General features: G+C 35.9%; 23 protein-coding genes. 14 read left to right on the top strand and 9 right to left on the bottom strand.

Annotation, left to right across the window (positions count from 1 at the left end):
- Positions 1-12 precede the first annotated feature (12 nt).
- From CY0110_RS08620 to CY0110_RS08610, 3 genes are all read left to right on the top strand, one after another.
- Positions 13-681: a response regulator transcription factor gene (locus tag CY0110_RS08620; protein ID WP_008275016.1), complete on the top strand. Its 669-nt coding sequence runs from the start codon at positions 13-15 to the stop codon at positions 679-681.
- Positions 682-852: 171 nt separating this feature from the next.
- Positions 853-1,209, top strand: coding sequence for a response regulator transcription factor (locus CY0110_RS08615; RefSeq protein WP_008275015.1), 357 nt, complete (start codon positions 853-855; stop codon positions 1,207-1,209).
- A 33-nt stretch (positions 1,210-1,242) separates the two neighbouring features.
- Positions 1,243-2,091: an alpha/beta hydrolase gene (locus tag CY0110_RS08610; protein WP_008275014.1), complete on the top strand. Its 849-nt coding sequence runs from the start codon at positions 1,243-1,245 to the stop codon at positions 2,089-2,091.
- On the opposite strand, the gene CY0110_RS08605 is transcribed toward CY0110_RS08610, so the two are convergent.
- Positions 2,088-3,809, bottom strand: a complete 1,722-nt coding sequence (locus CY0110_RS08605) for an ABC transporter ATP-binding protein (RefSeq protein WP_008275013.1) — start codon at positions 3,807-3,809, stop codon at positions 2,088-2,090. The two genes, CY0110_RS08610 and CY0110_RS08605, sit on opposite strands and share 4 nt — an antisense overlap.
- Positions 3,810-3,978: 169 nt before the next feature.
- Entirely contained in the window at positions 3,979-5,070 is a 1,092-nt protein-coding gene (locus CY0110_RS08600; protein ID WP_008275012.1) for a hypothetical protein, read from the bottom strand.
- Positions 5,071-5,556: 486 nt separating this feature from the next.
- Here CY0110_RS08600 and CY0110_RS08595 point away from each other — a divergent pair, with 486 nt between their 5' ends.
- Both CY0110_RS08595 and CY0110_RS08590 read left to right on the top strand, forming a co-directional pair.
- Positions 5,557-6,408 carry a hypothetical protein gene (locus tag CY0110_RS08595; RefSeq protein ID WP_008275011.1) on the top strand — a complete coding sequence of 284 codons (852 nt, stop codon included), beginning with the start codon at positions 5,557-5,559 and terminating at the stop codon, positions 6,406-6,408.
- A 357-nt stretch (positions 6,409-6,765) separates the two neighbouring features.
- Entirely contained in the window at positions 6,766-7,629 is an 864-nt protein-coding gene (locus CY0110_RS08590) for an RnfABCDGE type electron transport complex subunit D (RefSeq protein WP_008275010.1), read from the top strand.
- A 563-nt stretch (positions 7,630-8,192) separates the two neighbouring features.
- On the opposite strand, the gene glyS is transcribed toward CY0110_RS08590, so the two are convergent.
- Positions 8,193-10,328 (bottom strand): glycine--tRNA ligase subunit beta, encoded by a 2,136-nt coding sequence (gene glyS, locus CY0110_RS08585; RefSeq protein WP_008275009.1) that lies wholly within the window; start codon positions 10,326-10,328, stop codon positions 8,193-8,195.
- Between the two features lie 119 nt (positions 10,329-10,447).
- Positions 10,448-11,164 (bottom strand): class I SAM-dependent methyltransferase, encoded by a 717-nt coding sequence (locus CY0110_RS08580; protein ID WP_008275008.1) that lies wholly within the window; start codon positions 11,162-11,164, stop codon positions 10,448-10,450.
- A 202-nt stretch (positions 11,165-11,366) separates the two neighbouring features.
- On the opposite strand from CY0110_RS08580, the gene CY0110_RS08575 reads away from it, so the two are divergent.
- The 7 genes from CY0110_RS08575 to CY0110_RS08545 all read left to right on the top strand — a co-directional run bounded on the left by CY0110_RS08575 (position 11,367) and on the right by CY0110_RS08545 (position 17,806).
- The gene (locus tag CY0110_RS08575; protein ID WP_008275007.1) at positions 11,367-11,705 is read left to right on the top strand and encodes a hypothetical protein; all 339 of its coding nucleotides are present in this window, start codon (positions 11,367-11,369) and stop codon (positions 11,703-11,705) included.
- Positions 11,706-13,622 carry an ABC-F family ATP-binding cassette domain-containing protein gene (locus tag CY0110_RS08570; protein ID WP_008275006.1) on the top strand — a complete coding sequence of 639 codons (1,917 nt, stop codon included), beginning with the start codon at positions 11,706-11,708 and terminating at the stop codon, positions 13,620-13,622.
- Between the two features lie 45 nt (positions 13,623-13,667).
- Positions 13,668-14,042: a phasin family protein gene (locus CY0110_RS08565; protein WP_008275005.1), complete on the top strand. Its 375-nt coding sequence runs from the start codon at positions 13,668-13,670 to the stop codon at positions 14,040-14,042.
- 46 nt (positions 14,043-14,088) lie between these two features.
- Positions 14,089-14,496, top strand: a complete 408-nt coding sequence (locus CY0110_RS08560; RefSeq protein ID WP_008275004.1) for a hypothetical protein — start codon at positions 14,089-14,091, stop codon at positions 14,494-14,496.
- Between the two features lie 139 nt (positions 14,497-14,635).
- Positions 14,636-15,097, top strand: a complete 462-nt coding sequence (locus tag CY0110_RS08555) for a GNAT family N-acetyltransferase (RefSeq protein WP_008275003.1) — start codon at positions 14,636-14,638, stop codon at positions 15,095-15,097.
- 32 nt (positions 15,098-15,129) lie between these two features.
- On the top strand, positions 15,130-16,365 hold the full coding sequence (locus CY0110_RS08550) for an LL-diaminopimelate aminotransferase (protein WP_008275002.1): 1,236 nt from the start codon (positions 15,130-15,132) through the stop codon (positions 16,363-16,365).
- A gap of 247 nt (positions 16,366-16,612) precedes the next feature.
- A complete protein-coding gene (locus CY0110_RS08545) occupies positions 16,613-17,806 on the top strand; it encodes an aminotransferase class V-fold PLP-dependent enzyme (RefSeq protein ID WP_008275001.1) in 1,194 nt (397 codons plus the stop codon).
- Here CY0110_RS08545 and CY0110_RS08540 read toward each other — a convergent pair whose 3' ends face one another.
- From CY0110_RS08540 to CY0110_RS08520, 5 genes are all read right to left on the bottom strand, one after another.
- Positions 17,807-18,229, bottom strand: a complete 423-nt coding sequence (locus CY0110_RS08540; protein ID WP_008275000.1) for a thiol-disulfide oxidoreductase DCC family protein — start codon at positions 18,227-18,229, stop codon at positions 17,807-17,809.
- A 71-nt stretch (positions 18,230-18,300) separates the two neighbouring features.
- Positions 18,301-18,570: a hypothetical protein gene (locus CY0110_RS08535; protein WP_008274999.1), complete on the bottom strand. Its 270-nt coding sequence runs from the start codon at positions 18,568-18,570 to the stop codon at positions 18,301-18,303.
- 164 nt (positions 18,571-18,734) lie between these two features.
- Positions 18,735-18,878, bottom strand: coding sequence for a DUF6887 family protein (locus tag CY0110_RS08530; protein WP_008274997.1), 144 nt, complete (start codon positions 18,876-18,878; stop codon positions 18,735-18,737).
- Positions 18,868-19,080, bottom strand: coding sequence for a DUF6887 family protein (locus CY0110_RS08525; RefSeq protein ID WP_232285701.1), 213 nt, complete (start codon positions 19,078-19,080; stop codon positions 18,868-18,870). The genes CY0110_RS08530 and CY0110_RS08525 overlap by 11 nt, the downstream gene beginning before the upstream one ends.
- Positions 19,061-19,252 carry a DUF6888 family protein gene (locus CY0110_RS08520; RefSeq protein WP_008274995.1) on the bottom strand — a complete coding sequence of 64 codons (192 nt, stop codon included), beginning with the start codon at positions 19,250-19,252 and terminating at the stop codon, positions 19,061-19,063. The genes CY0110_RS08525 and CY0110_RS08520 overlap by 20 nt, the downstream gene beginning before the upstream one ends.
- A gap of 153 nt (positions 19,253-19,405) precedes the next feature.
- On the opposite strand from CY0110_RS08520, the gene mnmE reads away from it, so the two are divergent.
- A complete protein-coding gene (gene mnmE, locus CY0110_RS08515; RefSeq protein WP_198139129.1) occupies positions 19,406-20,779 on the top strand; it encodes a tRNA uridine-5-carboxymethylaminomethyl(34) synthesis GTPase MnmE in 1,374 nt (457 codons plus the stop codon).
- 209 nt (positions 20,780-20,988) lie between these two features.
- Entirely contained in the window at positions 20,989-21,759 is a 771-nt protein-coding gene (gene aqpZ, locus CY0110_RS08510; protein WP_269719937.1) for an aquaporin Z, read from the top strand.
- Positions 21,760-21,782 lie beyond the last annotated feature (23 nt).

Genomic DNA, 21,782 nt, shown 5'->3' with positions numbered 1-21,782 from the left:
ATATCAATAGTTATGAATCGAATTTTAATTGCTGAAGATGAACCTAGAATTGCTGCTTTTCTCAAGAAAGGTTTAGAAGCAAATGGATTTACCGTTGAGGTTGCTTCTGATGCAAAAATGGCTTCAGAGATGGTTTTTAGTCAGGAATTTGACTTAATCTTATTAGATTTAGGACTCCCTTTAAAAGATGGATTTATCCTATTAGAAGAATTACGGGGTCAAGGATTAACATTACCAATTATTATTCTGACAGCAAGGGACGATATAAAAGATAAAGTAGCAGGGTTAGAAGGAGGTGCAGATGATTATGTTACAAAACCTTTTCGGTTTGAAGAATTATTAGCTAGAATTCGTTTGCGTCTCAAGAATCGAGTTGATAACTTTATCCCCATACAAACTGAGTTAAAATCAGGAAAAATTGTGCTTAATTTACGCAGTCGTCAGGTTTATCTTGATAATCAATTAGTTGAAATATCGAACACAGAATTTACCCTATTAGAAATTTTAATTTCTCATAAAGGACAGGTAATGACACGACAACAATTACTTGATCATGTATGGGGTTATAGTTATGATCCTGGTTCTAATATTGTTGATGTTTATATTGGTTATTTACGTAAAAAAGTAGGAAAAAACACCATTGCTACTATTCGGGGTATTGGTTATCAATGGATAGCATAAACTAAGGTGCTAAACGTTTAAATTCTAGTTTTGCAAAGCAAGAAAAATTTTCGACTTTATAGTAAGAAATTGATATTATAAGAATAATAAAAGTGTCAAAAAATACTTATTTCATACAAGACAGGTTAAAATAAGGATAGTGAATAATTTATTCTTAAAGTTTATTAATCAATGAGTCGTATTTTAATTGTTGAAGATGAACCCCGTTTAGCACAGTTCATAGAAAAAGGTTTAAATAAGCAAGGTTTTATAACATTAGTTGCGACCAATGGAAAAGATGCTTTATCTTTAACCCAGACAGAACAATTTGATCTAATTCTTCTCGATTTAGGACTTCCTATTATGGATGGTTGGACTTTTTTACAACATTTAAAAAATGAAGGAAATCAAATTCCTGTTATGATTATGACTGCTTTAGATCAAAGAGAAGTCAAAAATAAAGGAGAAAGCTATAATATCAAAAAATATATTAGTAAACCTTTTCGCTTTCAAGATTTAGTAGAAAATATCAATATGTCTTTTTCTTAAAATTAATCTATTCTTTTTTCAAGATTTTATAAAATGCTACAATATCAATCTATTAATGTAACTAAATCAACACCAGAAAAAGGTAAATTTATCTTTACTGATTATAACGAAAACCCAGAAAAACCGATTACTGTTTGGTCTTATTTTCCTGCAAACCTGACAAAGTTGACTCCTATCATTTTTGTTTTACATGGTGTAGAAAGAAATGGGAGAGAATATCGAAATATTTGGGCTAATTATGCAAAACAAAATAATTTTATTTTATTAGTACCTGAATTTTCTAAACAATATTATCCTAAAAGTCGTCATTATCAACAGGGTAATATGTTTCAACGTTCAGGAAAACCTATTGATCATAGCCAATGGACATTTACAACCATTGAAAGAATTTTTGATGCTGTTAAAATAAACCAAAATTTAGAAACAGAAAACTATATAATTTATGGTCATTCAGCCGGAGCGCAATTTGTGCATCGGTTAGTTATGTTTAATCCAAAAGCAAGATTTGAAACAGCGATCGCAGCTAATTCAGGATGGTACACAATGCCCAATTTTGGAATACCCTTTCCCTATGGATTAGGTAATTCAGGGATAGAAAAAAATACATTAAAGCAGATATTAACTAAAAAATTAATTATTCTATTAGGAACAAAAGACACAAATGAAAATGATAAACATCTCCGTCAAACTCCTCAAGCAAATGAACAAGGAAAACATCGATTAGCAAGGGGACAGTTTTTTTATGAAACAGCTAAAAAAATTGCTATGAAAGAAAATATTAATTTTCAATGGCAATTAATCGAAGTAGAAGGGGTAAATCACAGTAATTTAGAAATGTCCAAAGCTGCGATTAATTTAATTTTGACTCAGAATTCTAACTAAGACAATGTTGTCAATAGTTTCTGAGAATTAAATAAACGAGTTACTGAATAATTTTGTAACATTTTTTTGGACTCTCCTGCTTCTAATAACCGTCCATTTTCTAAATACCAAATGACATCAACATTCGCTAAACGTTCAGGACGATGGGTAATTAATAAAACAGTTCCAGAATAATGATTAATAACACGATCAACAATAGCAGAAGATTTTACATCTAAATTAGCATCAATTTCATCTAATAATAAAACTGCTGGATTGCCTAATATTGCCCTAGCTAAAGCGATTCGTTGTCGCTGTCCAGAAGATAAACCCTTACCCCCTTCTGATATTTTCGTGTCTTCTCCTTGGGGCAACTCAGCCAATAATTCATGGATACCACACAGTTGCCACACTTGGTTAATTTCTTCAGGAGACGCATCAGGACAACGATAGAGTAAATTGCGCTTAATACTGCCTCTCAGTAGTGGTAAATCTGGTCCAGCCATAGCGATCGCCTGACGAACAGAAGATAAACTGTAATTAGCCAAATTTTGTCCATCTAAACGAATAGTACCGCTATCCGGATCAAATAGACGAGCAGCCAACCCTAAAAGTGTGGATTTTCCGGCCCCATTCGGCCCCACTAAAGCCACCACTTGGCTAGGTTTCGCCTCAACGGTGATATCAAATAATACATCAGCTACTCCTACTGATTCAAAGGCTAGATGTCCTTTTCTCAAGTTTAAATGAGGGGCGTGGGGTTTTTCGGTAATTAAGCTAGGAATTTTCAGGAATTCCTCAATTTTATTGTAAGATACTTGGAAATTATGCCAATATTCCTGTACTCTTCCCACCTCTCGTAGACGGGGAACTAATAACCCTACAAGACTCATGACAGCAACAACGGTTCCTGGTGTGGTTCGACCGGCAGAGACTTCTATTGCCCCCACAAATAAAGCCACGGCAGACGCTAAAGAAGCAGTAGCTTCCATCACCCCTTGTAACTGTCCGGCCACTTTAGCCCGTTCGATTCTAGCCTCCTTAAGTTGAAGACTTTGACGAGCAATCCGCTTTTCTTCACGATGAGATTGACCAAAAACCTGTACAACTGCGATCGCTGCGACTTTTTCATTAATATTACCAGCCAATCGACTCAGATAACGACGGGCTTCTTTTGCCCTCATTTGTAGTTGTTGACCACAGTTGAGAGATACATAGAATCCGATGGTTAAAACCCCAGTCACACTTAATCCTAGGGGCCAACTAATGAAAGTCAAGACCAAAACCACTCCTAGGGTAATGGTAGTCGTAACCGTCAAACGAGCCAATCCTAAACTCACCCATTGTCGCATAGCGTTTAAATCCCCAACAAAACGGAGGGAAACTGCCCCTTGACTTCGATTTTGCAGGGTTCTGGGGTTAAGACGACTTAACTGACGATACAATGTTAGACGAATTTCGTCCGCATACTCTTGACCAAGGGACTCCGCATCGATGCGTTCTGTCATTCGTAACCATGCGATCGCCCCAATAGCGGCCAATAATGCAAGAATAATGGGTAAAATAAATTGCCCAAAACTATCAGATGGACTCTCAACAATCAAACGATCAAAGGTCATTTCTACGATCGCTGCGTTAGCTAGGGTGGCTAGGGTTTGGGCAAACCCATTGATAATCAATCTAATTAATAGCCATTTTCGATGACCATAAATAGCTGGAGGGGTCTTTGTTTTGTTCATCACTTCAGTTCACAATAAGAGAGTGTTTAAGAAGCAGTTTTGTAGGGTGGGCAAATTTAGAGATTTATCTGGACTACTCATAGAGTAGAAAACTTTGCCCACCTTGCCGTCTGGAGGGGTCTTGTTTTGTTCATAACGTCAGTTCAAAATCAGGCAATTAAGAGAATAATTAACACATTTGAAATTTTTTGTTATCTCCTAAAGTTGTGGTAAACGGGTAATTGCTCTTCTGTGGATGTAAAATCAGTTCTATGGCTGCTTGTTGTAGTTGCTGACGGGTAAAAATAGGTAATCCTGTAGCGTTAACTGCTTCTTTCATGGCTAAAGGAGACATGGTAAGGGTTCCACTTATTCCCAATAAAGGCAGTTGATATTGTTTTAACCATTGTTGTCCAGCAGTTGCCCCTAATGCGCTATTAGCAGCAAAGAGAACCCCTTGAACTCCCTGACGAAATGTAGCAGAAGAAACTAATGCTGCGGTTTCCTCTTGATACAAACCATCAGCAATTTCTAAAATGATGACATCCATTTCTTGGGCTGCCAAATAATGGGTTAAGGTGAGAAAAATTTGCTTTATCTTCTCACAAGAGAGTTTATAGGTAGAAGGAAAACCCATATCCGTAAAATCGAGGGCAAGATTGGCCCCTGCATCTTTCATTAACCAAATATCGCCCCCTGCGCCGGTTCCTGTGATTTTTGCAGCCCCAACTTTTAGTCCTGATAGGCGTAAACCTTTAATTAAGTTGGCAACGGTGGTGGTTTTTCCAGAATTCATTGAAGTACCGACAACTGCTATGGTTGGAGGAAGTTGACCAATATAACTGGTTGCAGCTAAAGTCCAATCTTTGAGATTCATCCGTTTTCCATTCCCATCCCCCAGTAAACCCAAAGGCGTAATGGTAGTAGCTGAAGAAATTTTAGTATGTTTTGATAACATGGTTGAGGCTAAACCTCCGGCTGCTACTAAATGACAAGGAGATAAATCTTCAGGAATTATGGCTTCAAATTGATCTGGGGCATAACGGTTACCATAACTAACAATAATTTCATCACCTGGGAATAATTGCGCTTTTCGTCCTGAAGCCAACTCAATACGAGTATGTTGACCAATTTTATCGATTTTTGCTAAAACTAAATCCCCAACTTGAGGTTTTACATTGCCTTTTAAGATTGTGGCAATTTTACTCAAATCCACACGACGGGTACTGTAAGCAGCTTTGATGGAGTTAAGACGTTCAGAATTAAAAGGATAAAGATTCATACAGATAACCTCTAAACTTGTTATAAATGGTGTCAAGTTTTTGCTTACTTAATAGCAAAACATTTCTTTATGACCTACCAATGAAGTGTAGATGAACCGTCATGAAAGATAGATGAGAAGTTTCTCATGTTTTAATTTGTTAGTTTTTTGATAATATAAAGAGCATAATTAAAATAATATTTCATATCTGGAAAAGTTTAACTCTTGTTGTTGATATTTTGGTGTTTTTTGTTCCCAATTCTTAACTTTTTTCATAAGTGAAGTGTTTTGTCTGTTTAAGTCATGCGATCGCTTTTTCACTGAAGTAGTATTGACTTTCTATTAAAGCGATTGTGTTTAAAATTAATTATTTTTTAAGTTATGTCTTCTCCAATTTTTGAGTAAAATTTTATAGAATAATTGTTCATATCAAATTTTATAGCTATAAGGTTTGATAAAAACTAAGTCGCTTTGTAACTTGGTATTTATTTATAGGAGTTAATGTTTATGAAAATTCAACACTTAGGCAAAGCAGCCATTTTTGTCTGGATGGTTACAGTTAATATCCCTGTTCAAGCTGCCACTGTTTTTAGCGGGACTGGTGACGCTGCGGCCGTTGCTTTTGAACAGATGAAAGAAGCCATTGGTGGTGCAGATAATACTTTAGCTGTAGGTCCCCAAAAAGGTGGGTTTCGCACGATTAACTGGGACGGAGTTCCAGTTAATGGGACAGTAGGCATTCCTGAAGATTTGTTTTTAGGGCGAGGCGCACTATACGATGAGATTTACTTTGTTAGTGACGATGGCTTTGAGAGCGTGAACCCAAGCGTGGCTGGTCAGTTTCCTGCATTTAGTCCCCCTGTTACTTTCGCCCATATTGGCGAAGGAAACAACCAAAATGAAATCGAACAAAGTTTTACATTAGCTGGTACTTTTACTCAGGCAGCGACGCGCGGGTTCGGGGCAATTTTCCTCGATGTTGAACTACCTGAAACAAGCAGTATTGAATACTTTAATGGCTCAAAGAGTTTGGGAAAATTCTTTGTCGAGCCATCTGATAGTGGCGAACCCTCCTTTTTAGGGGTACTCTTTGACAAGCCGATAGTAACCAGTGTAGAACTAATTTTAGGTAATGGTTCTATTTTCGATATAGACGGAGAAATACCAGTCTTAACTCCAATTGTTGATCCCATACCTGGGCAAGTAGATGACCCAGTAAATGGGGTAGATTTGGTGGTAACCGATGATTTTCTGTTTGCTGAACCAGAAAACGTTCCTGAACCTTCCTCTGTGGTTGGTTTGCTACTGGTAATCTTGCCTTTTTTAAGGCACTGTTCAAAAAAAGGGTTTTTTGGGTAACGTTGTTCTACAGTTGTATATAGCAATTAAGGGGTTTGAGTCATTAGTGACAACTGAAGGCTGTAAGCCAGTGTCATACTAGATCCGTTTTAGATAGTATAGTATTAAGTCTTGAAGCAGGGAGCAGGGAGCAGGGAGAAAAAATGTTACTCTACTAAAATAAGCGGATTTGGTATCAGAACAAGTTTAATTCCAAAAATCAGCTAGATATAGAAGAAAAAGGTTAGCGGACAAAATCTGCTAACCTCGCATTTTTATTAAGCTACTTTGAAAGCAAAAAATAAGAAAATGATACGAAACTGACCATGATTTTCTAAAATCGATAAAATAAGGGACATTACTCTACAGGAATCTATCATGATTTTACAAGATGATCGAGATTATCAAATTTTGTTCCTCAGTGGCTTTCTTGGGTTAGGGATTATTACCCGTGATTGGTCGTTAAAACCTGAATTGATTATTGTCGTTATTATTAGTTGTTTATTGACACAATTCTTGTTAACTTCTTGTATTTACTTTTTAAAAAATAAAGAAACAATTAATCTAAATTTGTCTATTATTAATCCCTTATTTATGGCATCTTGGCGCAGTGCATTAATTACGGCTTTGGGTTTATGTTTATTATTACGGGCTAATCAGCCTACAACTATGATTTTAGCAGGAAGCTTAGCCATTGCCAGTAAGTTTCTTTTTCGTGTTAATAACAAACATTTTTTTAATCCTGCTAATTTTGGCATTATTACAGCTTTAACCTTGACTCAAGATGCTTGGGTATCTCCTGGACAATGGGGTAATGATCTTTGGTTTTTGCTACTATTGTTAGGGTCCGGTGCCATGATTTTAAAACGGGTTGGCCGTTGGGACACTTCGGCAATATTTTTAGGATTTTATACCCTATTAGAGGCCATTCGTAATATTTGGTTAGGCTGGAGTTGGGACGTTTTAAGCCATCACTTAATGACGGGTAGTTTATTATTATTTGCTCTATTTATGTTAACTGATCCCCGTTCTATTCCGAATCATTATTTTAGTCGGATTATTTGGGCGATCGCTATTGCATTTGTAACTTTTATGATTCAATATTCTCTCTATCTACCGACTGCTATTTTTTGGGCGTTATTTTTCCTTTCTCCGTTAACAATTCTCCTTGATTATTGTTGGTATTCCCCTCAATTTAATTGGAAAATTTCTTCCAAGCATTTACAACTCACAGGACTTTAAATATCTCTATTAATTTATCCTAATAATACAGAACTGCTTCAGACGTTATGTACGTTCACGTACAGACAAGTTTACGCTTAGTTCGTTATGTTGGTTATTCGCAGATTCACTACCAAAATGAGTGAATTAAGGTTAGGGAACAGAAAGTCTTAATCCTTAATTGTGAGTCAAGATAGGATTAGGGCTTTTTTTTTAATCTTAAAAATGTAATATCTGTGATCTTTATCTTAGTATATCATGCTTATAATTACAATTTTAACTAACAGGATATTACTCTATTATTCTAGCTTCAAAGCTATAGTGAAACTATGGGTTAATTTAATTTAATGTAATTAAAAGACATAATTCTTTATAATTAAAGTATTAAAAAGAATGGACAATTTCAGTTATTGAATTTTTAGAGCTTGAGCCTTGGAAATACTTTCAAAAACCTGTTATAGCAATTCTCGGACTCATGAGGCACACGTAACTCCTGCCTTCTGCCTTCTGCCTCAAAGCGATAACCTTTGTACCTTACAAGCAAGGGAACTGCTATATTTTCTATAGCAAAGTTCGGACTTAGGTTAACTTTTAACAATAGCACCAAAGTCTGCCAGAACTCGTCCATGATTACGGAGAACCCCTAACAAATTTAAACGATTTTGTCTAACTTGTGGATTTTCATCCATTACTAAAACACTATTTTCTCCATCAAAAAATTCACTAACTTTAGGAACAATATCTAGTAATCCTTCTATTAGTAATTGGTAGTTTCTCTGAGATTGTGCTTGAGTTGTCTTAGACAATAAAGCCATTAAACCATTGTAAAATTCCTGTTCAGAAGACTTTTCAAATAACTCAGTTTGCACCACTTCACTGGGATCTAATTCTGTATAATTTAAGTCTCCTTTCGCTGCTAAACGGGTTGAACGATTAACGGTTTCATAAATTTTATCTAATATTTCATTATTACGAATTTCTTGTAAAAATTCTGCTCTATCTTTGACATCTAAAAGGTTTTGTAATGCTCTGTCTGTGTATTCGGCATCCGCTTCACCTAACACCGCATTCACTAAATCATAGTCGATGTTTAACTCATCTTGTAATAGGGTTTGTATACGTTGAATTAAGAAAGTTTGTAATGCTTCTAAGGGAGAGTCTTTATCTGCGTGATCCGCCATAAATGCTTCACACCCTTGTATTAATAATTGGGATAGATTAATGGGTAATTTCGCTTCCCAAGTTACACTAATAATAGCATTAGCAGCCCGTCGTAAAGCAAAGGGATCGCCAGAACCGGTAGGGATCATCCCTAAGCCAAAAATACTAATTAAAGTGTCTAAGCGATCGGCAATTCCGACAACTTGACCCGTTAAGGTTTTGGGCATGATATCATTAGCCCCACGGGGTAAATAATGGTCAAAAATACCTTGGGCAACTTGTTCTGATTCTCCACTAACTAAAGCATATTTTTGTCCCATTACGCCTTGCAATTCGGGGAATTCATAGACCATTTGCGTTACTAAATCAGCTTTACATAATAAGGCCGTACTTTCAATTTCTTCTTGTTCTTTTTCGTCAATTTCTAACTGTTTTGCAATTTGTTGTGCCATGTCCATGATCCGATCAACTTTGTCGCGCATGGTTCCTAATTCTTTTTGGAAAGTGACGTTTTCTAGTTCAGGTAAGTAACTGTCTAAGGGTTCGTCACAATCAGCCGTATAAAAGAATTGTGCATCCGCTAATCTTGCTCTAATTACTCTTTCATTTCCTTGAGCAATAATGTCTTTTTTGTTGGGATCTCCATTAGCAATGGTGATGAAATTGGGTAATAGTTCATTTTCAGTTTTTTTGACGGCAAAATATCGCTGATGTTTGACCATTACTGTCGTAATGACTTCAGTAGGAAGGTTTAAAAATTCTGGATCGAATTTTCCAGCAATAGCGGTAGGATATTCAATTAAATTAATGACTTCTGTTAATAAGTCGTCGGGGAGATCAGCTTTGCCTTTTAGTTCTTTGGCAATGGTTTCGATATCTTTTTCGATAATTTCTTGACGCTGTTTCGGGTCAACTTCTACGTAGGCAGAGCGTAAGGTTTCTACATAGTCCGATGCTTGAGCAATACTAACCGTATCTGGATGTAAAATTCGATGTCCTCTTGATAGGCGATCGCTGGTTATAGTACTATCTCCATTAATAATTTCAATGGGTAAAACTTGCTTATCGCACAATGCAACTAACCAACGAATCGGACGGGAAAATCTTAGTTCTCCATTGCCCCAACGCATAAACCGTCGGCCTTCTAGGCTATCAATCCAATTTGGAATTAACGCTTGTAAAATTTCTTTCGTTTGTCTTCCTTTTATTTTTTTCTCAATAAAAATAAAGTCTCCTTTATCAGTAGGACGAATATCCAAATCTTTGATCTCAACTTCTTGTTTACGGGCAAATCCTTCCGCTGCTTTGGTAGGTTTTCCGTCTTTAAAGGCTGCTTTTGCTGGTGGACCTTTTATGACTTCATCTCGATCTTTTTGTTGTTCTGGAAGTTCAGAAATTAAAACAGCTAATCGTCTAGGTGTTCCGTAAACAGCAACTTTATCAGGAGTTAAAAAGTTTTCTTCTAAACTATTAGGAATGATTTGTTTCCATTGAGCGATCGCTTCATCTATAAAATCTGCGGGTAATTCTTCTGTACCGACTTCCAATAAAAAGAACATATTGACTTCAGTTTGATAAGTTAAAATAGGTTATGGAGAAGCATATCCTCTTAATCATATCATTATTAGGTTTTGGGATCTATAAAATTTTTATTTTTAAGATAATTTTTACTTTTTTCTTAAAGTTTATAAGCAGAGGTAATTTGATAAATTCCTCCTATTGGTTTGGATTTAATAGTTTGAAAGCCAATTTTTTCTAACCATTCTCTAATATTACCTTGAGCATAAGTGAAAGAGTAAGGTTCTCTAAACAATTTCGTTAACCATTTAAGATATCTTAGTCGCTGTTGATTAGCATTTAAAATAATTAACTGTCCTTTTGGCTTTAGTAACCGCAAACTTTCTTTAAGAATGGCTTGAGAAATTTTATTAGGAACTTCGTGAAACAGTAAAGAAATAGTAATTAAATCACACGAATAAGATGAGATGTCTGTTGATTCAGCAAGTCCTTGTTTCCAGATAATTTCTTGCTGATTAATGCGAGATTTTTTATCTGCTATTGCTAACATATAGGGAGATAAATCTAAGCCCATTACCTCTGCTTTAGGAAATGTAGTTTTTAAGTTTATCGTGTTTGTTCCGGTTCCACAACCTAAGTCTAGAATTTTTATAGGTTTTATGGTGATTGTTTTTAATAAACTTTGACGCAGCCATTGTTCACTTGGCAGAGTAGCTAAAGGCGTTATAATATCGTAAGTTATAGCAGCAATAGGGTTAAGATAACCGTTTTGGATGCCATGATAGTTAACTGATGTATAATAAGAGGGGTAACTAATTTTATCAGATTGATAAGAACGAGTGACTTGTTCCCAATTAATAGTTTTATACCATCTCATGTATTTTTTTCCTATTAGAGTTTCTATAGTCCTCTGAAAGAAATGATGGATAATTTTACTTAAGTTAGTTATCATATAATTGTTTAAGAGATTTTTTTACAAAATCGGGATTAAGCTTAAGTTATTTAATCCTAAATTCTAGTGGATTAGCGCCTAAGATAATCTAAAATAATCAATTGTTGTCGTGTAACATATCAAATTAATGGACTCAAAAATAGAAACAAAAATCATTAATCATTCTTCATTTCAAAAAATTAAAACCTTAATTAAAATAGTTTCTACTGGGTTAATTAGTACGGCTATTATTTGGGAGTTAGTTAATCTTTATGGAACGTTTCATAATTGGCAAGTATCGAAAGATTTAAACTGGATTTTTTGGATAGATAGAATTGCCCTTATTAGTCACGGGATAGAAGCACTTATTGCAGCTTACTATACTAGATTACAACAGAAAAATCCCCTACAGTATAGTATCTATACTTTTTTTGTGGGAACAGTCGGTTTGCTAGAATTAAAAATAGGACAAGAAGGAAAGGAATAGATGGCGATTTTAAGCTTACAATCAGTTGAAAAAGATTTTGGAATCAAAGAAATTTTAAAAGAGGCAACCTTTAGTTTAGACGAAGGGGATAAAGTCGGTTTAATTGGTACTAATGGATCGGGGAAATCTACCTTACTAAAAATTATAGCAGGGCTAGAACCCATTGATGGGGGAGAACTATGGATCAATTCGGGATCGAAAATTGTTTATTTACCCCAACAACCCAATTTGGATGAAAATCTTACCGTTTTAGAACAGGTTTTCGCTGACTGTGGAGAACAAATGGCACTAATTAGAGAGTATGAAGAAATCTCTCATAAATTAGCTCATAACCCTCAAGAAACTGATAGTTTAATGTCCCGTTTATCATCCGTAACTCAACAAATTGAAACCCTAGATGCTTGGGCATTAGAAACCAATGCTAAGATTGTTTTGAGTCAATTAGGAATTGAAAATTTTGACGCTAAAATTGGAGATTTATCGGGAGGTTATCGCAAAAGAATTGCTTTAGCTTCTGGCTTATTATCAGAACCCGATGCCTTATTAATGGACGAACCGACGAACCATTTAGATGCCATGTCAGTGGAATGGTTACAAAGTTATTTAAACCGTTATTCTGGAGCATTATTATTAATTACTCATGATCGTTACTTCTTAGATAAAGTCACCAATCGTATTATTGAAATTGATCGGGGTGATCTCTATGGTTATTCAGGAAATTACTCCTATTTCTTAGAAAAAAAAGCAGACGCAGAAGCGTCAGAAATTAGTAGTCAAAAGAAACACGCAGGGGTATTAAGACGAGAATTAGAATGGTTAAAACGGGGACCAAAAGCGAGAAGTACAAAACAAAAAGCCCGTATTGATCGTATTGGTGAAATGCAAAATAAAGAGTTTAGGCAAGCTCAAGAAAAGGTAGAAATTAGTACCGCTAGTCGTCGTATTGGTAAGAAAGTTATTGAATTAGAAAACATTAATAAAGCTTATGGTGATCGGGTTTTAATTCAAGATTTCACCTATATTTTTAGTCCTCAAGATCGGGTAGGAATTATTGGCAAAAATGGAGCCGGTAAATCTACTTTAATGAATATTATTACAGGAAGAATTACTCCCGATTCAGGCAAAGTAGACATCGGATCAACCATTCATTTTGGTTATTTTGATCAACATTCAGAAGATTTATTAATTAATGAAAATCAGCGAGTTATTGATTATTTAAAAGATGTAGCAGAATTAGTAAGAACTGCCGATGGTAGTGTGATTACTGCCTCTCAAATGTTAGAAAGATTCTTATTCCCTCCTAATCAACAATATGCCCCCATTCATAAACTATCGGGAGGCGAAAAAAGAAGATTATTTTTATTACAAGTATTAATGAGTGCGCCTAATGTCTTAATATTAGATGAACCTACCAATGATTTAGATGTACAAACCTTAGCTGTTTTAGAGGAATATTTAGAAGAGTTTAATGGTTGTGTTATTGTTGTTTCTCACGATCGCTACTTTTTGGATCGAACCGTTGACACTATTTTTGCCCTAGAAGAAGGAGGAAATATTAAACAGTATCCTGGTAATTACTCTGTTTATTTAGACTATAAAAAAGCAGCCGAAGAGAAAGAAAGAGAGTTACAAAATCAGGCAATTTTTCAAGAAAGCAAACCATCAAAATCCACTAAAAATAGTCAACCCAAGCAATCCAATAAACTCACATTTAAAGAAAAATACGAATATAAGAACTTAGAAGAAAAAATTCCTTTACTAGAGGAAGAAAAAGAAAAACTAGAAGCTAATTTATATAATAATCCTCCTAGAGATTATGGTGAAATGCAAACCCTAACCGAACAATTATCCCAATTAGTCGAAGAAATTGACAGAGCTACAGAAAGATGGTTAGAATTAGCCGAAAAAGAAAGTTAAAATATTAATGTTATAATTTAAAAAAAAGCTAAAGTTGAGGACAATATGGCTGATCTAAGAAACTTAGTACAAAAAGCATTTTATCTTGGAGTTGGTATTGCTGACTATGCGAGGGAAAAAGCTGAAATAAACTTACAAGAATTAAGAATCCAAGCGCAAAAAGTTGCTGATGAAATGGTTTCAAGGGGAGAAATGAATGTAGAAGAAGCTAAGAAATATGTTGATGACATGATTCAACAAGCTCAACAAGTCAACCAAGAAACAAAAGAAAAAAATAAACAAAAAGAACCCCGTCTAATCGAAATTGTTTCAGAAGATGATGAAAACAACACCGAAGAAACAAAACAAGAAAACTTAGATGATTTAAAACAACAAGTTGAATCCTTACAAGACGAATTAAATCGATTAAAGCGTCAATAACTAAGCAAAATACTTTCTACTAGATCATTTTAAATGAATTAATATTATGGAAGACTGGCAAAAAGACTTAACAGAATGGATGGAAAACGTAGCAGTTGCTGTAGAGGGTTTTGTCGATGAAGTCGGCCAGTCTGTAGAAACGGCTGCTGAAGACTTTCAAAACGATGTCGTAAGAGAAATTGATCAATTTCTTGATGATGTTTTCACCCCACTGGCTGATATTTCCATCGAAGAAGAATTTCAGGGCTATTACTACTATCATGAATACCATGAAGATTCTGATTTAATGCTCTCCCCAAAAATAGAACCAACTCATAACGTACATCCTGCTTGTCGCGGGTGTATTCATTACCATGGACGACTCTATGGTAAACATTTATTTGTTTGTGGAATGCACCCTTATGGTTCTAATACTGATGCTTGTCCGGACTGGGAAGAGTCCAATAATAAATAAGAAGTTTCCTAATAATAAGTAGAGTCAGTATTCTCTTTATTTGAATCACTTTTTCTTCCGTTGAACTAAGAAAACTTAATTTTAGTTTCCTTAAGAAAGTAAAATAGAAATGATGAAACGGACTAATTTGAGTTAAAAATTGGATACTATAAGCATACGTCTAGCCCAACCTAGTGATGGAAAAAATATTGCCAATTTTAATCAAGCAATGGCAAAAGAAACTGAAAATAAAGTTTTAGTACCTCATGTCATTTTAGCAGGGGTCAATACTTTGTTAAAAAACCCATCACAAGGATTCTATATTGTAGCCGAAGTTGATTCAAAAGTAGTTGGGTGTTTAATGATTACCAGAGAATGGAGCGACTGGCGAAATGGCGTATTTTGGTGGATTCAAAGTGTTTTTGTTCTAAAAAATTATCGTCGTCGTGGCGTTTATCGCAGGATGTATGAGTTTGTTAAAGAACTCGCTAGTAATAAAGAAGATGTTTGTGGGTTTCGATTATATGTTGAACAAGATAATCTTATCGCTCAAGAAACCTATAACGCATTAGGAATGAAACAACTTCCTTATCTGATGTTTGAACAACCGAAACCAGAGTAAGCTAAATAAAGGCATTTGTAACCACCTAGAATATGGCAACTATTAACGATAACTATCTCAAACTCAAAGCAGGGTATCTCTTTCCCGAAATAGCAAGACGAGTCAACACCTTTGTTGAAGGGAACCCCGAAGCGAAAATCATTAAACTAGGGATTGGAGATGTAACCGAACCCTTACCTGAAGCTTGCCGAACCGCTATGATCAAAGCTGTAGAAGATATGGGCGATCGCAACACCTTCAAAGGTTACGGCCCCGAACAAGGTTACGGTTGGCTACGGGAAAAAATCGCAGATCAAGACTTTCAAAGTAGAGGATGTGATATTGATGCCTCAGAAATATTCGTTTCAGACGGTGCAAAATGCGATACCGGCAACATTCTCGACATTTTTGGCAAAAATAACAAAATTGCTGTTACAGATCCGGTTTACCCCGTTTATGTTGATACCAATGTCATGGCCGGCCACACGGGAGACACCAACGATAAGGGAGAATACGAAGGCTTAGTTTATTTACCCATCAGTGCAGAAAACAACTTTGTCGCCGATATTCCTAGCGAAAAAGTTGACCTCATTTATCTCTGTTTCCCCAACAACCCCACCGGCGCAACAGCAACAAAAGCGTATCTTAAAGCGTGGGTTGATTATGCTAAGGCAAATAACGCCATTATCTTCTTTGATGCTGCTTACGAAGCTTTTATCACCGATGATAGTTTACCCCATTCTATTTACGAAATCGAAGGAGCAAAAGACTGCGCCATCGAGTTTCGTTCTTTTTCTAAAAATGCAGGGTTTACCGGTACTCGTTGCGCTTTTACAGTGGTTCCCAAACAGTTAACCGCTAAAGCTTCCGACGGATCTGAGGTAGAACTCTGGAAACTATGGAACCGTCGGCAGTCCACTAAATTTAATGGGGTTTCTTATATTGTGCAACGGGGAGCAGAAGCAGTTTATTCTGAAGCCGGAAAAGCCCAAATTAAGGCGTTAGTGAGCTTTTACCTAGAAAACGCAAAAATTATCTGTAAACAGCTTAAAAGCGCAGGATTTGAGGTGTATGGTGGGGTTAATGCCCCTTATATCTGGTTAAAAACCCCCCATAATCTTTCTAGTTGGGATTTCTTCGATAAACTCTTACAAACGACTAATGTGGTAGGAACTCCCGGATCAGGGTTTGGGGCAGCAGGAGAAGGTTATTTTCGTATTTCTGCCTTTAATAGTCGGAAAAATGTCGAAGAAGCCATGAAACGCATTAGCAAACAGTTTAAAGCTTAAATAGTCAAAATAAACAAGAAGCAAAAGCGAATCTAAGACACACTCAAGACAGGCAAAAGTAACAGTTTTCAAAAAAGTAAACTGCCTTTCGCATAAGGAGTCAGAACAACAATTAATTTATGATTGATTCTGACTCCTTCTTTAGTATTTTAGTGGTATTGCAAAAATTAGCGATCGCTCATAAACTAAAATAAGGACAAATTTAGTTTTGTACTGATTTTTTTCACCTATTCCTGTTACCCAAAGAATGATTTATCCCCAAGCATTCCTGTCAGAAGTCCAACAACAAAGACAAGAGTTTCCTGGACTCACGAACAAAGTCTATTTTAATTTTGGGGGACAAGGAACTTTACCCCGTTCCGGATTAGAAGCCATTATTGATGCTCATAATGTTCTTCAACAACAAGGTCCTTTTTCTTTTAAAGTTAATGAATGGATTACTCAAAAAACAGAATTATTACGAGCAGAAATTGCTCAAGAATTAGGGGTTGAAGCCTCAACAATTACCTTAACAGAAAATGTAACATCTGGCTGTAATATTGCTCTATGGGGATTAGATTGGAAGAAAGGCGATCGCATTTTAATGACCGATTGTGAACATCCGGGCGTGATTGCTATAGTTAAAGAAATTAGCCAGCGATTTGCCGTAGAAATTGATATTTGTCCCATCTTAAACACCTTAAATGAAGGTAACCCCGTTGAGGTGATTAAAGAATATTTAAAACCACAAACAAGACTACTGGTTTTAAGTCATTTATTATGGAATACAGGACAAGTTTTACCCTTAAAAGAAATTAGTCATCTTTGTCATCATTATACCGAAAGCGATCGCCCGATTTTAGTGTTAGCAGATGCTGCTCAATCTGCTGGTTCATTAGCGTTAAATTTAACAGAAACTGAGGTGGATTTTTATGCGTTTACCGGACATAAATGGTTTTGTGGACCGGCTGGTGTAGGCGCACTTTATATCCGTCCAGAAATTTTTGACTTAATTAATCCTACGTTTATTGGTTGGCGAGGGATTAATATTGATGAAAAAGCACAACCCATTGATTTTAAACAAGATGGTAGAAAGTTTGAAATTGCTACATCTGCTTATCCTCAATATGAAGGATTAAGGGCTGCGATCGCTGTTCATAACAGTTGGGCAAATTCTGAACAACGGTATCAACAAATTTGTAAGCTAAGTGAATATTTATGGCAAGGGTTATCGGAAATTTCTGCTATTAACTGTCTAAAAAAATCACCACCAGAAGCGGGATTAGTTTCTTTTACAGTGGATAGTGGGATTAATCATATAACCTTAGTTAAAAAGTTAGAAAATCAAGGATTTTTATTAAGAACTATTAGTGATCCTGACTGTATTCGTGCTTGTATTCATTATTTTACGTTACCTGATGAAATTGAACAGTTAATTAAAGCCATTTCTTCTATGATTTAATTAACTAGAAACAGAACAATTATCCCTTTCACCACAACCAAAAGGATAGGGAGATTGATAAGTTTTATCCCGTTTACCAAACCAATTATAACGATTGTCCCTAACTTGTTCATAGGTTTTATCCCCTAACCATTTCATTCCTGGTAAACTACGATAAGCAGTAATAAATGCTTGTCCTAACGGTAATAAATTAACAATTTCTTCTGCTGCGTCGCTTCCTTGCCAACGTCTTTTTTCGTTGTCACCATCAATTAAAATCATCCCCATTTCACAATCTTCTGAGGTAATACTGAACTGTTGCAAAGTAGCTTCATCTTGTATGGGAATATAATCAAAAAGATTACCTTGATCAAATTTAGCTAAAAGTTGGGTAAAAGTCGAACAAAGATTACAATTTCCGTCATAAATAATGTGATAAACCATGATGTTAAACGATTTTTGAAGAACCATTATCTAAGTTAACGCATTTTCAGTTACCAGTGATCAATTATTAATTATTTTCTCTTCTTTTTTCTTTTTCCAGGTGAGGTACGATGAGAACCGAAATACTTTTCACTCCGATAACGAAGCCAAACTCTTAAGACTTGAGGAATTTTTTCTTTTTCTTGCTTGCTTAAACGATTATATAATAGTAATGCCTGTTCTCGTTCTCGTCGACAAGCTCGATTATTATGAGCATCCCAGTAACTTCTAGCGACTCGAATACGACGACAAACTTCTTTAATTAATGCTTCTCTTTCTAAAGGTTTTTCTTCTTTAAACATGAAAGTTTAGTTTGAGATTTATCAAACAACTAATTAATTTTCACAGTTATTGTAACAATTATAACTTAAAGAGAAACTGTCAGAGAGTCGCACTACAGATTGAATTTTTCTTGAAGCCATTGAGTCATTAATTCAATTTGTTGTTCAGTGGTTAAGTTATCTACTTAATCGACTCCAATCATTATATCTTTAGGTTGTTTTTGTTTACGAACCAAATAGGCATAAAAAGCTTCTTGATTATCTTTGTTTTTAATTAAATATTGTTTAAATTCGTGGTTACTTATTTGAGTATAATGATTAGATTTCATTAGAATACTTCTCCTTTTCAATGAGTTCTTGTAGTCTTTGTTTTTGTGTCGCTAAAGGTACATCTGTGTCAAAATAAACAGCATTAGGTCGATCTCTATGGGTAAATTCTTGCCATGCTTCTTGATCGTCTCTATGGGATAAGACGTATTTTTTTAGTTCCTGAAGACTCATCTCTTTAAAGTTAGGTTTCGGTGACATCATATCTCCATTGTCCTTGTTCAAAAATGGTAATTTCAATTGTTCCTAATTCTCCTGCAATAATGAATATCTCTTTTCTTGTCTCATCAAACCGTATTAATTGAATGGGTTGATAACAATTAGAAAGAATTTGGCAGAGAATTAAACATTTTAATAATTGTAATTCGGTTGGCATTATAGTTTGATTTTATCTTTTCTTTCTATAATTAACCATGATTTTCAGATTAAACTAAAAAATTAACTATTTGTCAGGGAAGAGAAAGCTTTTCTCCCCTGGTATCAGGATTTAATATTTTTAATAGATTATGATTACTAGCTTATGACAGAAATGATAACCCAAGGAGAAACCATTGCAGCGATCGCAACAGCCATTGTTCCCCAACAAGGGAGTATCGGAATTATCCGTTTATCAGGCAATAACGCCCTGAATATCGCTCAAACCTTATTTATCGCCCCAGGAAAGCAAAAATGGGAATCCCATCGTATCCTTTATGGTTATATTCGTCATCCCCAAACGGAACAAGTGCTTGATGAAGCTTTGTTATTAATGATGTTAGCACCTCGTTCTTATACCCGTGAAGATGTCATCGAGTTTCACTGTCATGGGGGAATTATGCCCGTTCAACAGGTGTTACAGTTATGTTTAGAACAAGGTGCCATTTTAGCTCAACCCGGAGAATTTACCCTGCGAGCCTTTCTCAATGGTAGGATTGATTTAACCCAGGCCGAAAGTATTAGTGAATTAGTTTCTGCGCGATCGCAACAAGCATCTCAAATGGCCTTAGCCGGGTTACAGGGAAAGCTCGCCCAACCCATCCAAAAATTACGCCATCATTGCCTAGATATCCTCGCCGAAATTGAGGCTAGAATCGACTTTGAAGACGACTTACCTCCTTTAGATAAAAAAGCCATTTCTCAGGGGTTAGAGGAAATTTTAGAGCAAGTTGAGAGCATTTTAAAGACCGCAGAACAAGGAGAATTATTGCGGAATGGCTTAAAAGTGGCTATCGTTGGCCGTCCTAATGTGGGAAAATCCAGTTTATTGAATGCCTGGAGTCGCAGCGATCGCGCTATCGTTACTGACTTACCTGGCACTACCAGGGATGTGGTGGAGTCCCAGTTAGTGGTGGGAGGTATTCCCATTCAAGTCTTAGACACTGCCGGTATTCGTCAGACAACGGATCAAGTCGAAAAAATTGGAGTTGAGCGATCGCGGTTAGCGGCCAGTCAAGCGGATCTCGTTTTACTTACTATTGATGCAACGGTGGGATGGACAGTAGAAGATAGTGAAATTTATCAACCGATCCGTCATCTTCCTACCATTTTAGTTATTAATAAAATTGATTTAGCTACCCCTGATTTATCTCAATTTCCTCCAGAAATCAAAGGGATTGTTAAGACATCGGCTGCCAATCATCAGGGAATCGAAGCCTTAGAATCGACTATTTTACAAGGGATTAATCAACAGAAACTAACCGCAAATAATCTAGATTTTGCTATTAATCAAAGACAAGCAGCAGCCTTAACCCGTTCAAAAATCGCCTTACAACAAGTACAAATTACCATCACAGAAGACTTACCCCTTGACTTCTGGACGATTGACCTAAGATCAGCCATTCAAGTATTAGGAGAAATAACAGGAGAAGAAATAACAGAATCGGTTTTAGATAAAATTTTTAGCCGATTTTGTATTGGTAAATAATGGATTCAGCACTAATTAAAAATTAATACTTATTATTTATGCAGTAATTACTATAAATCTCCAATACTTTTGTCTATGAACACAATAACTGGTTTCTTAACAAAAATAACGGCAACTATTACTTAATGTAAAACAAATCTTTAAATTTTATTAATGACTTTCCTTTTCAGAGATAAGGACTGTTAGTTTGTAGTCAATTTCAATCAAAATTGACAAAAAATCGAATCATGAAAAAATATGTAGCGGAGTTTTTTGGCACATTCTGGCTAGTCCTGGGAGGCTGTGGTAGCGCGGTATTAGCTGCTAACTTTGGAGGAGAAGGTAACCCATTAGGATTAGGATTTTTAGGAGTTTCCCTTGCTTTTGGACTTACGGTTTTAACCATGGCCTATGCAGTGGGTCATATTTCTGGGGGTCATTTTAACCCGGCTGTTTCCTTTGGTTTGTTCGCAGGAAAACGCTTTAGTGGCTCAGATTTACTACCCTATGTTGTGGCACAAGTCTTAGGAGCGATCGCAGCCGGAGCAGTCATATTAATCATTGCTAGTGGTAATGGGGCCCTTGATTTAAGTGGTCCAACCCCTTTAGCTACCAATGGTTATGGAACCCACTCCCCAGGAGGTTATGGTCTATTGTCTGCTTTAGTGACTGAAATTGTCATGACCTTTATGTTTTTATTAATTATTATGGGAGCGACTGATCGCTTAGCCCCTGCTGGTTTTGGTCCAGTTGCCATCGGTTTAGCATTAACCTTAATTCACTTAATTAGTATTCCTGTCACCAATACCTCTGTTAACCCGGCCAGAAGTACCGGGGTTGCCTTATTCTGTGGTAATGGAGAAATTATTGCTCAATTATGGTTATTTTGGGTTGCTCCTATCATTGGTGGAATTCTCGGAGGATGGGTTTATGCCACGTTCTTTGAAACCGCCCAAGATGTACGGCCTTTAGAACCTATCGAACCAGCAATGAAACAATAAATACAGTAAATACTCAAAATATA

The sequence above is a fragment of the Crocosphaera chwakensis CCY0110 genome (assembly GCF_000169335.1).
Lineage (GTDB): Bacteria > Cyanobacteriota > Cyanobacteriia > Cyanobacteriales > Microcystaceae > Crocosphaera > Crocosphaera chwakensis.
The sequence above is the reverse complement of the archived record's forward strand: the minus strand, read 5'-3'. Positions and strand labels throughout refer to the sequence as shown.

What these genes read in the sequence shown, in the direction of transcription:
- CY0110_RS08520 (WP_008274995.1), bottom strand. Translation starts at nt 19,252, where the DNA reads ATGCCAACCGAATTACAATTATTAAAATGTTTAATTCTCTGCCAAATT.
- CY0110_RS08580 (WP_008275008.1), bottom strand. Translation starts at nt 11,164, where the DNA reads ATGAGATGGTATAAAACTATTAATTGGGAACAAGTCACTCGTTCTTAT.
- mnmE (WP_198139129.1), top strand. Translation starts at nt 19,406, where the DNA reads ATGATAACCCAAGGAGAAACCATTGCAGCGATCGCAACAGCCATTGTT.
- CY0110_RS08595 (WP_008275011.1), top strand. Translation starts at nt 5,557, where the DNA reads ATGAAAATTCAACACTTAGGCAAAGCAGCCATTTTTGTCTGGATGGTT.
- CY0110_RS08615 (WP_008275015.1), top strand. Translation starts at nt 853, where the DNA reads ATGAGTCGTATTTTAATTGTTGAAGATGAACCCCGTTTAGCACAGTTC.
- CY0110_RS08565 (WP_008275005.1), top strand. Translation starts at nt 13,668, where the DNA reads ATGGCTGATCTAAGAAACTTAGTACAAAAAGCATTTTATCTTGGAGTT.
- CY0110_RS08610 (WP_008275014.1), top strand. Translation starts at nt 1,243, where the DNA reads ATGCTACAATATCAATCTATTAATGTAACTAAATCAACACCAGAAAAA.
- CY0110_RS08560 (WP_008275004.1), top strand. Translation starts at nt 14,089, where the DNA reads ATGGAAGACTGGCAAAAAGACTTAACAGAATGGATGGAAAACGTAGCA.
- CY0110_RS08575 (WP_008275007.1), top strand. Translation starts at nt 11,367, where the DNA reads ATGGACTCAAAAATAGAAACAAAAATCATTAATCATTCTTCATTTCAA.
- CY0110_RS08620 (WP_008275016.1), top strand. Translation starts at nt 13, where the DNA reads ATGAATCGAATTTTAATTGCTGAAGATGAACCTAGAATTGCTGCTTTT.
- glyS (WP_008275009.1), bottom strand. Translation starts at nt 10,328, where the DNA reads ATGTTCTTTTTATTGGAAGTCGGTACAGAAGAATTACCCGCAGATTTT.
- CY0110_RS08530 (WP_008274997.1), bottom strand. Translation starts at nt 18,878, where the DNA reads ATGAAATCTAATCATTATACTCAAATAAGTAACCACGAATTTAAACAA.
- CY0110_RS08545 (WP_008275001.1), top strand. Translation starts at nt 16,613, where the DNA reads ATGATTTATCCCCAAGCATTCCTGTCAGAAGTCCAACAACAAAGACAA.
- CY0110_RS08525 (WP_232285701.1), bottom strand. Translation starts at nt 19,080, where the DNA reads ATGATGTCACCGAAACCTAACTTTAAAGAGATGAGTCTTCAGGAACTA.
- CY0110_RS08590 (WP_008275010.1), top strand. Translation starts at nt 6,766, where the DNA reads ATGATTTTACAAGATGATCGAGATTATCAAATTTTGTTCCTCAGTGGC.
- CY0110_RS08535 (WP_008274999.1), bottom strand. Translation starts at nt 18,570, where the DNA reads ATGTTTAAAGAAGAAAAACCTTTAGAAAGAGAAGCATTAATTAAAGAA.
- CY0110_RS08570 (WP_008275006.1), top strand. Translation starts at nt 11,706, where the DNA reads ATGGCGATTTTAAGCTTACAATCAGTTGAAAAAGATTTTGGAATCAAA.
- CY0110_RS08540 (WP_008275000.1), bottom strand. Translation starts at nt 18,229, where the DNA reads ATGGTTTATCACATTATTTATGACGGAAATTGTAATCTTTGTTCGACT.
- CY0110_RS08550 (WP_008275002.1), top strand. Translation starts at nt 15,130, where the DNA reads ATGGCAACTATTAACGATAACTATCTCAAACTCAAAGCAGGGTATCTC.
- CY0110_RS08600 (WP_008275012.1), bottom strand. Translation starts at nt 5,070, where the DNA reads ATGAATCTTTATCCTTTTAATTCTGAACGTCTTAACTCCATCAAAGCT.
- CY0110_RS08605 (WP_008275013.1), bottom strand. Translation starts at nt 3,809, where the DNA reads ATGAACAAAACAAAGACCCCTCCAGCTATTTATGGTCATCGAAAATGG.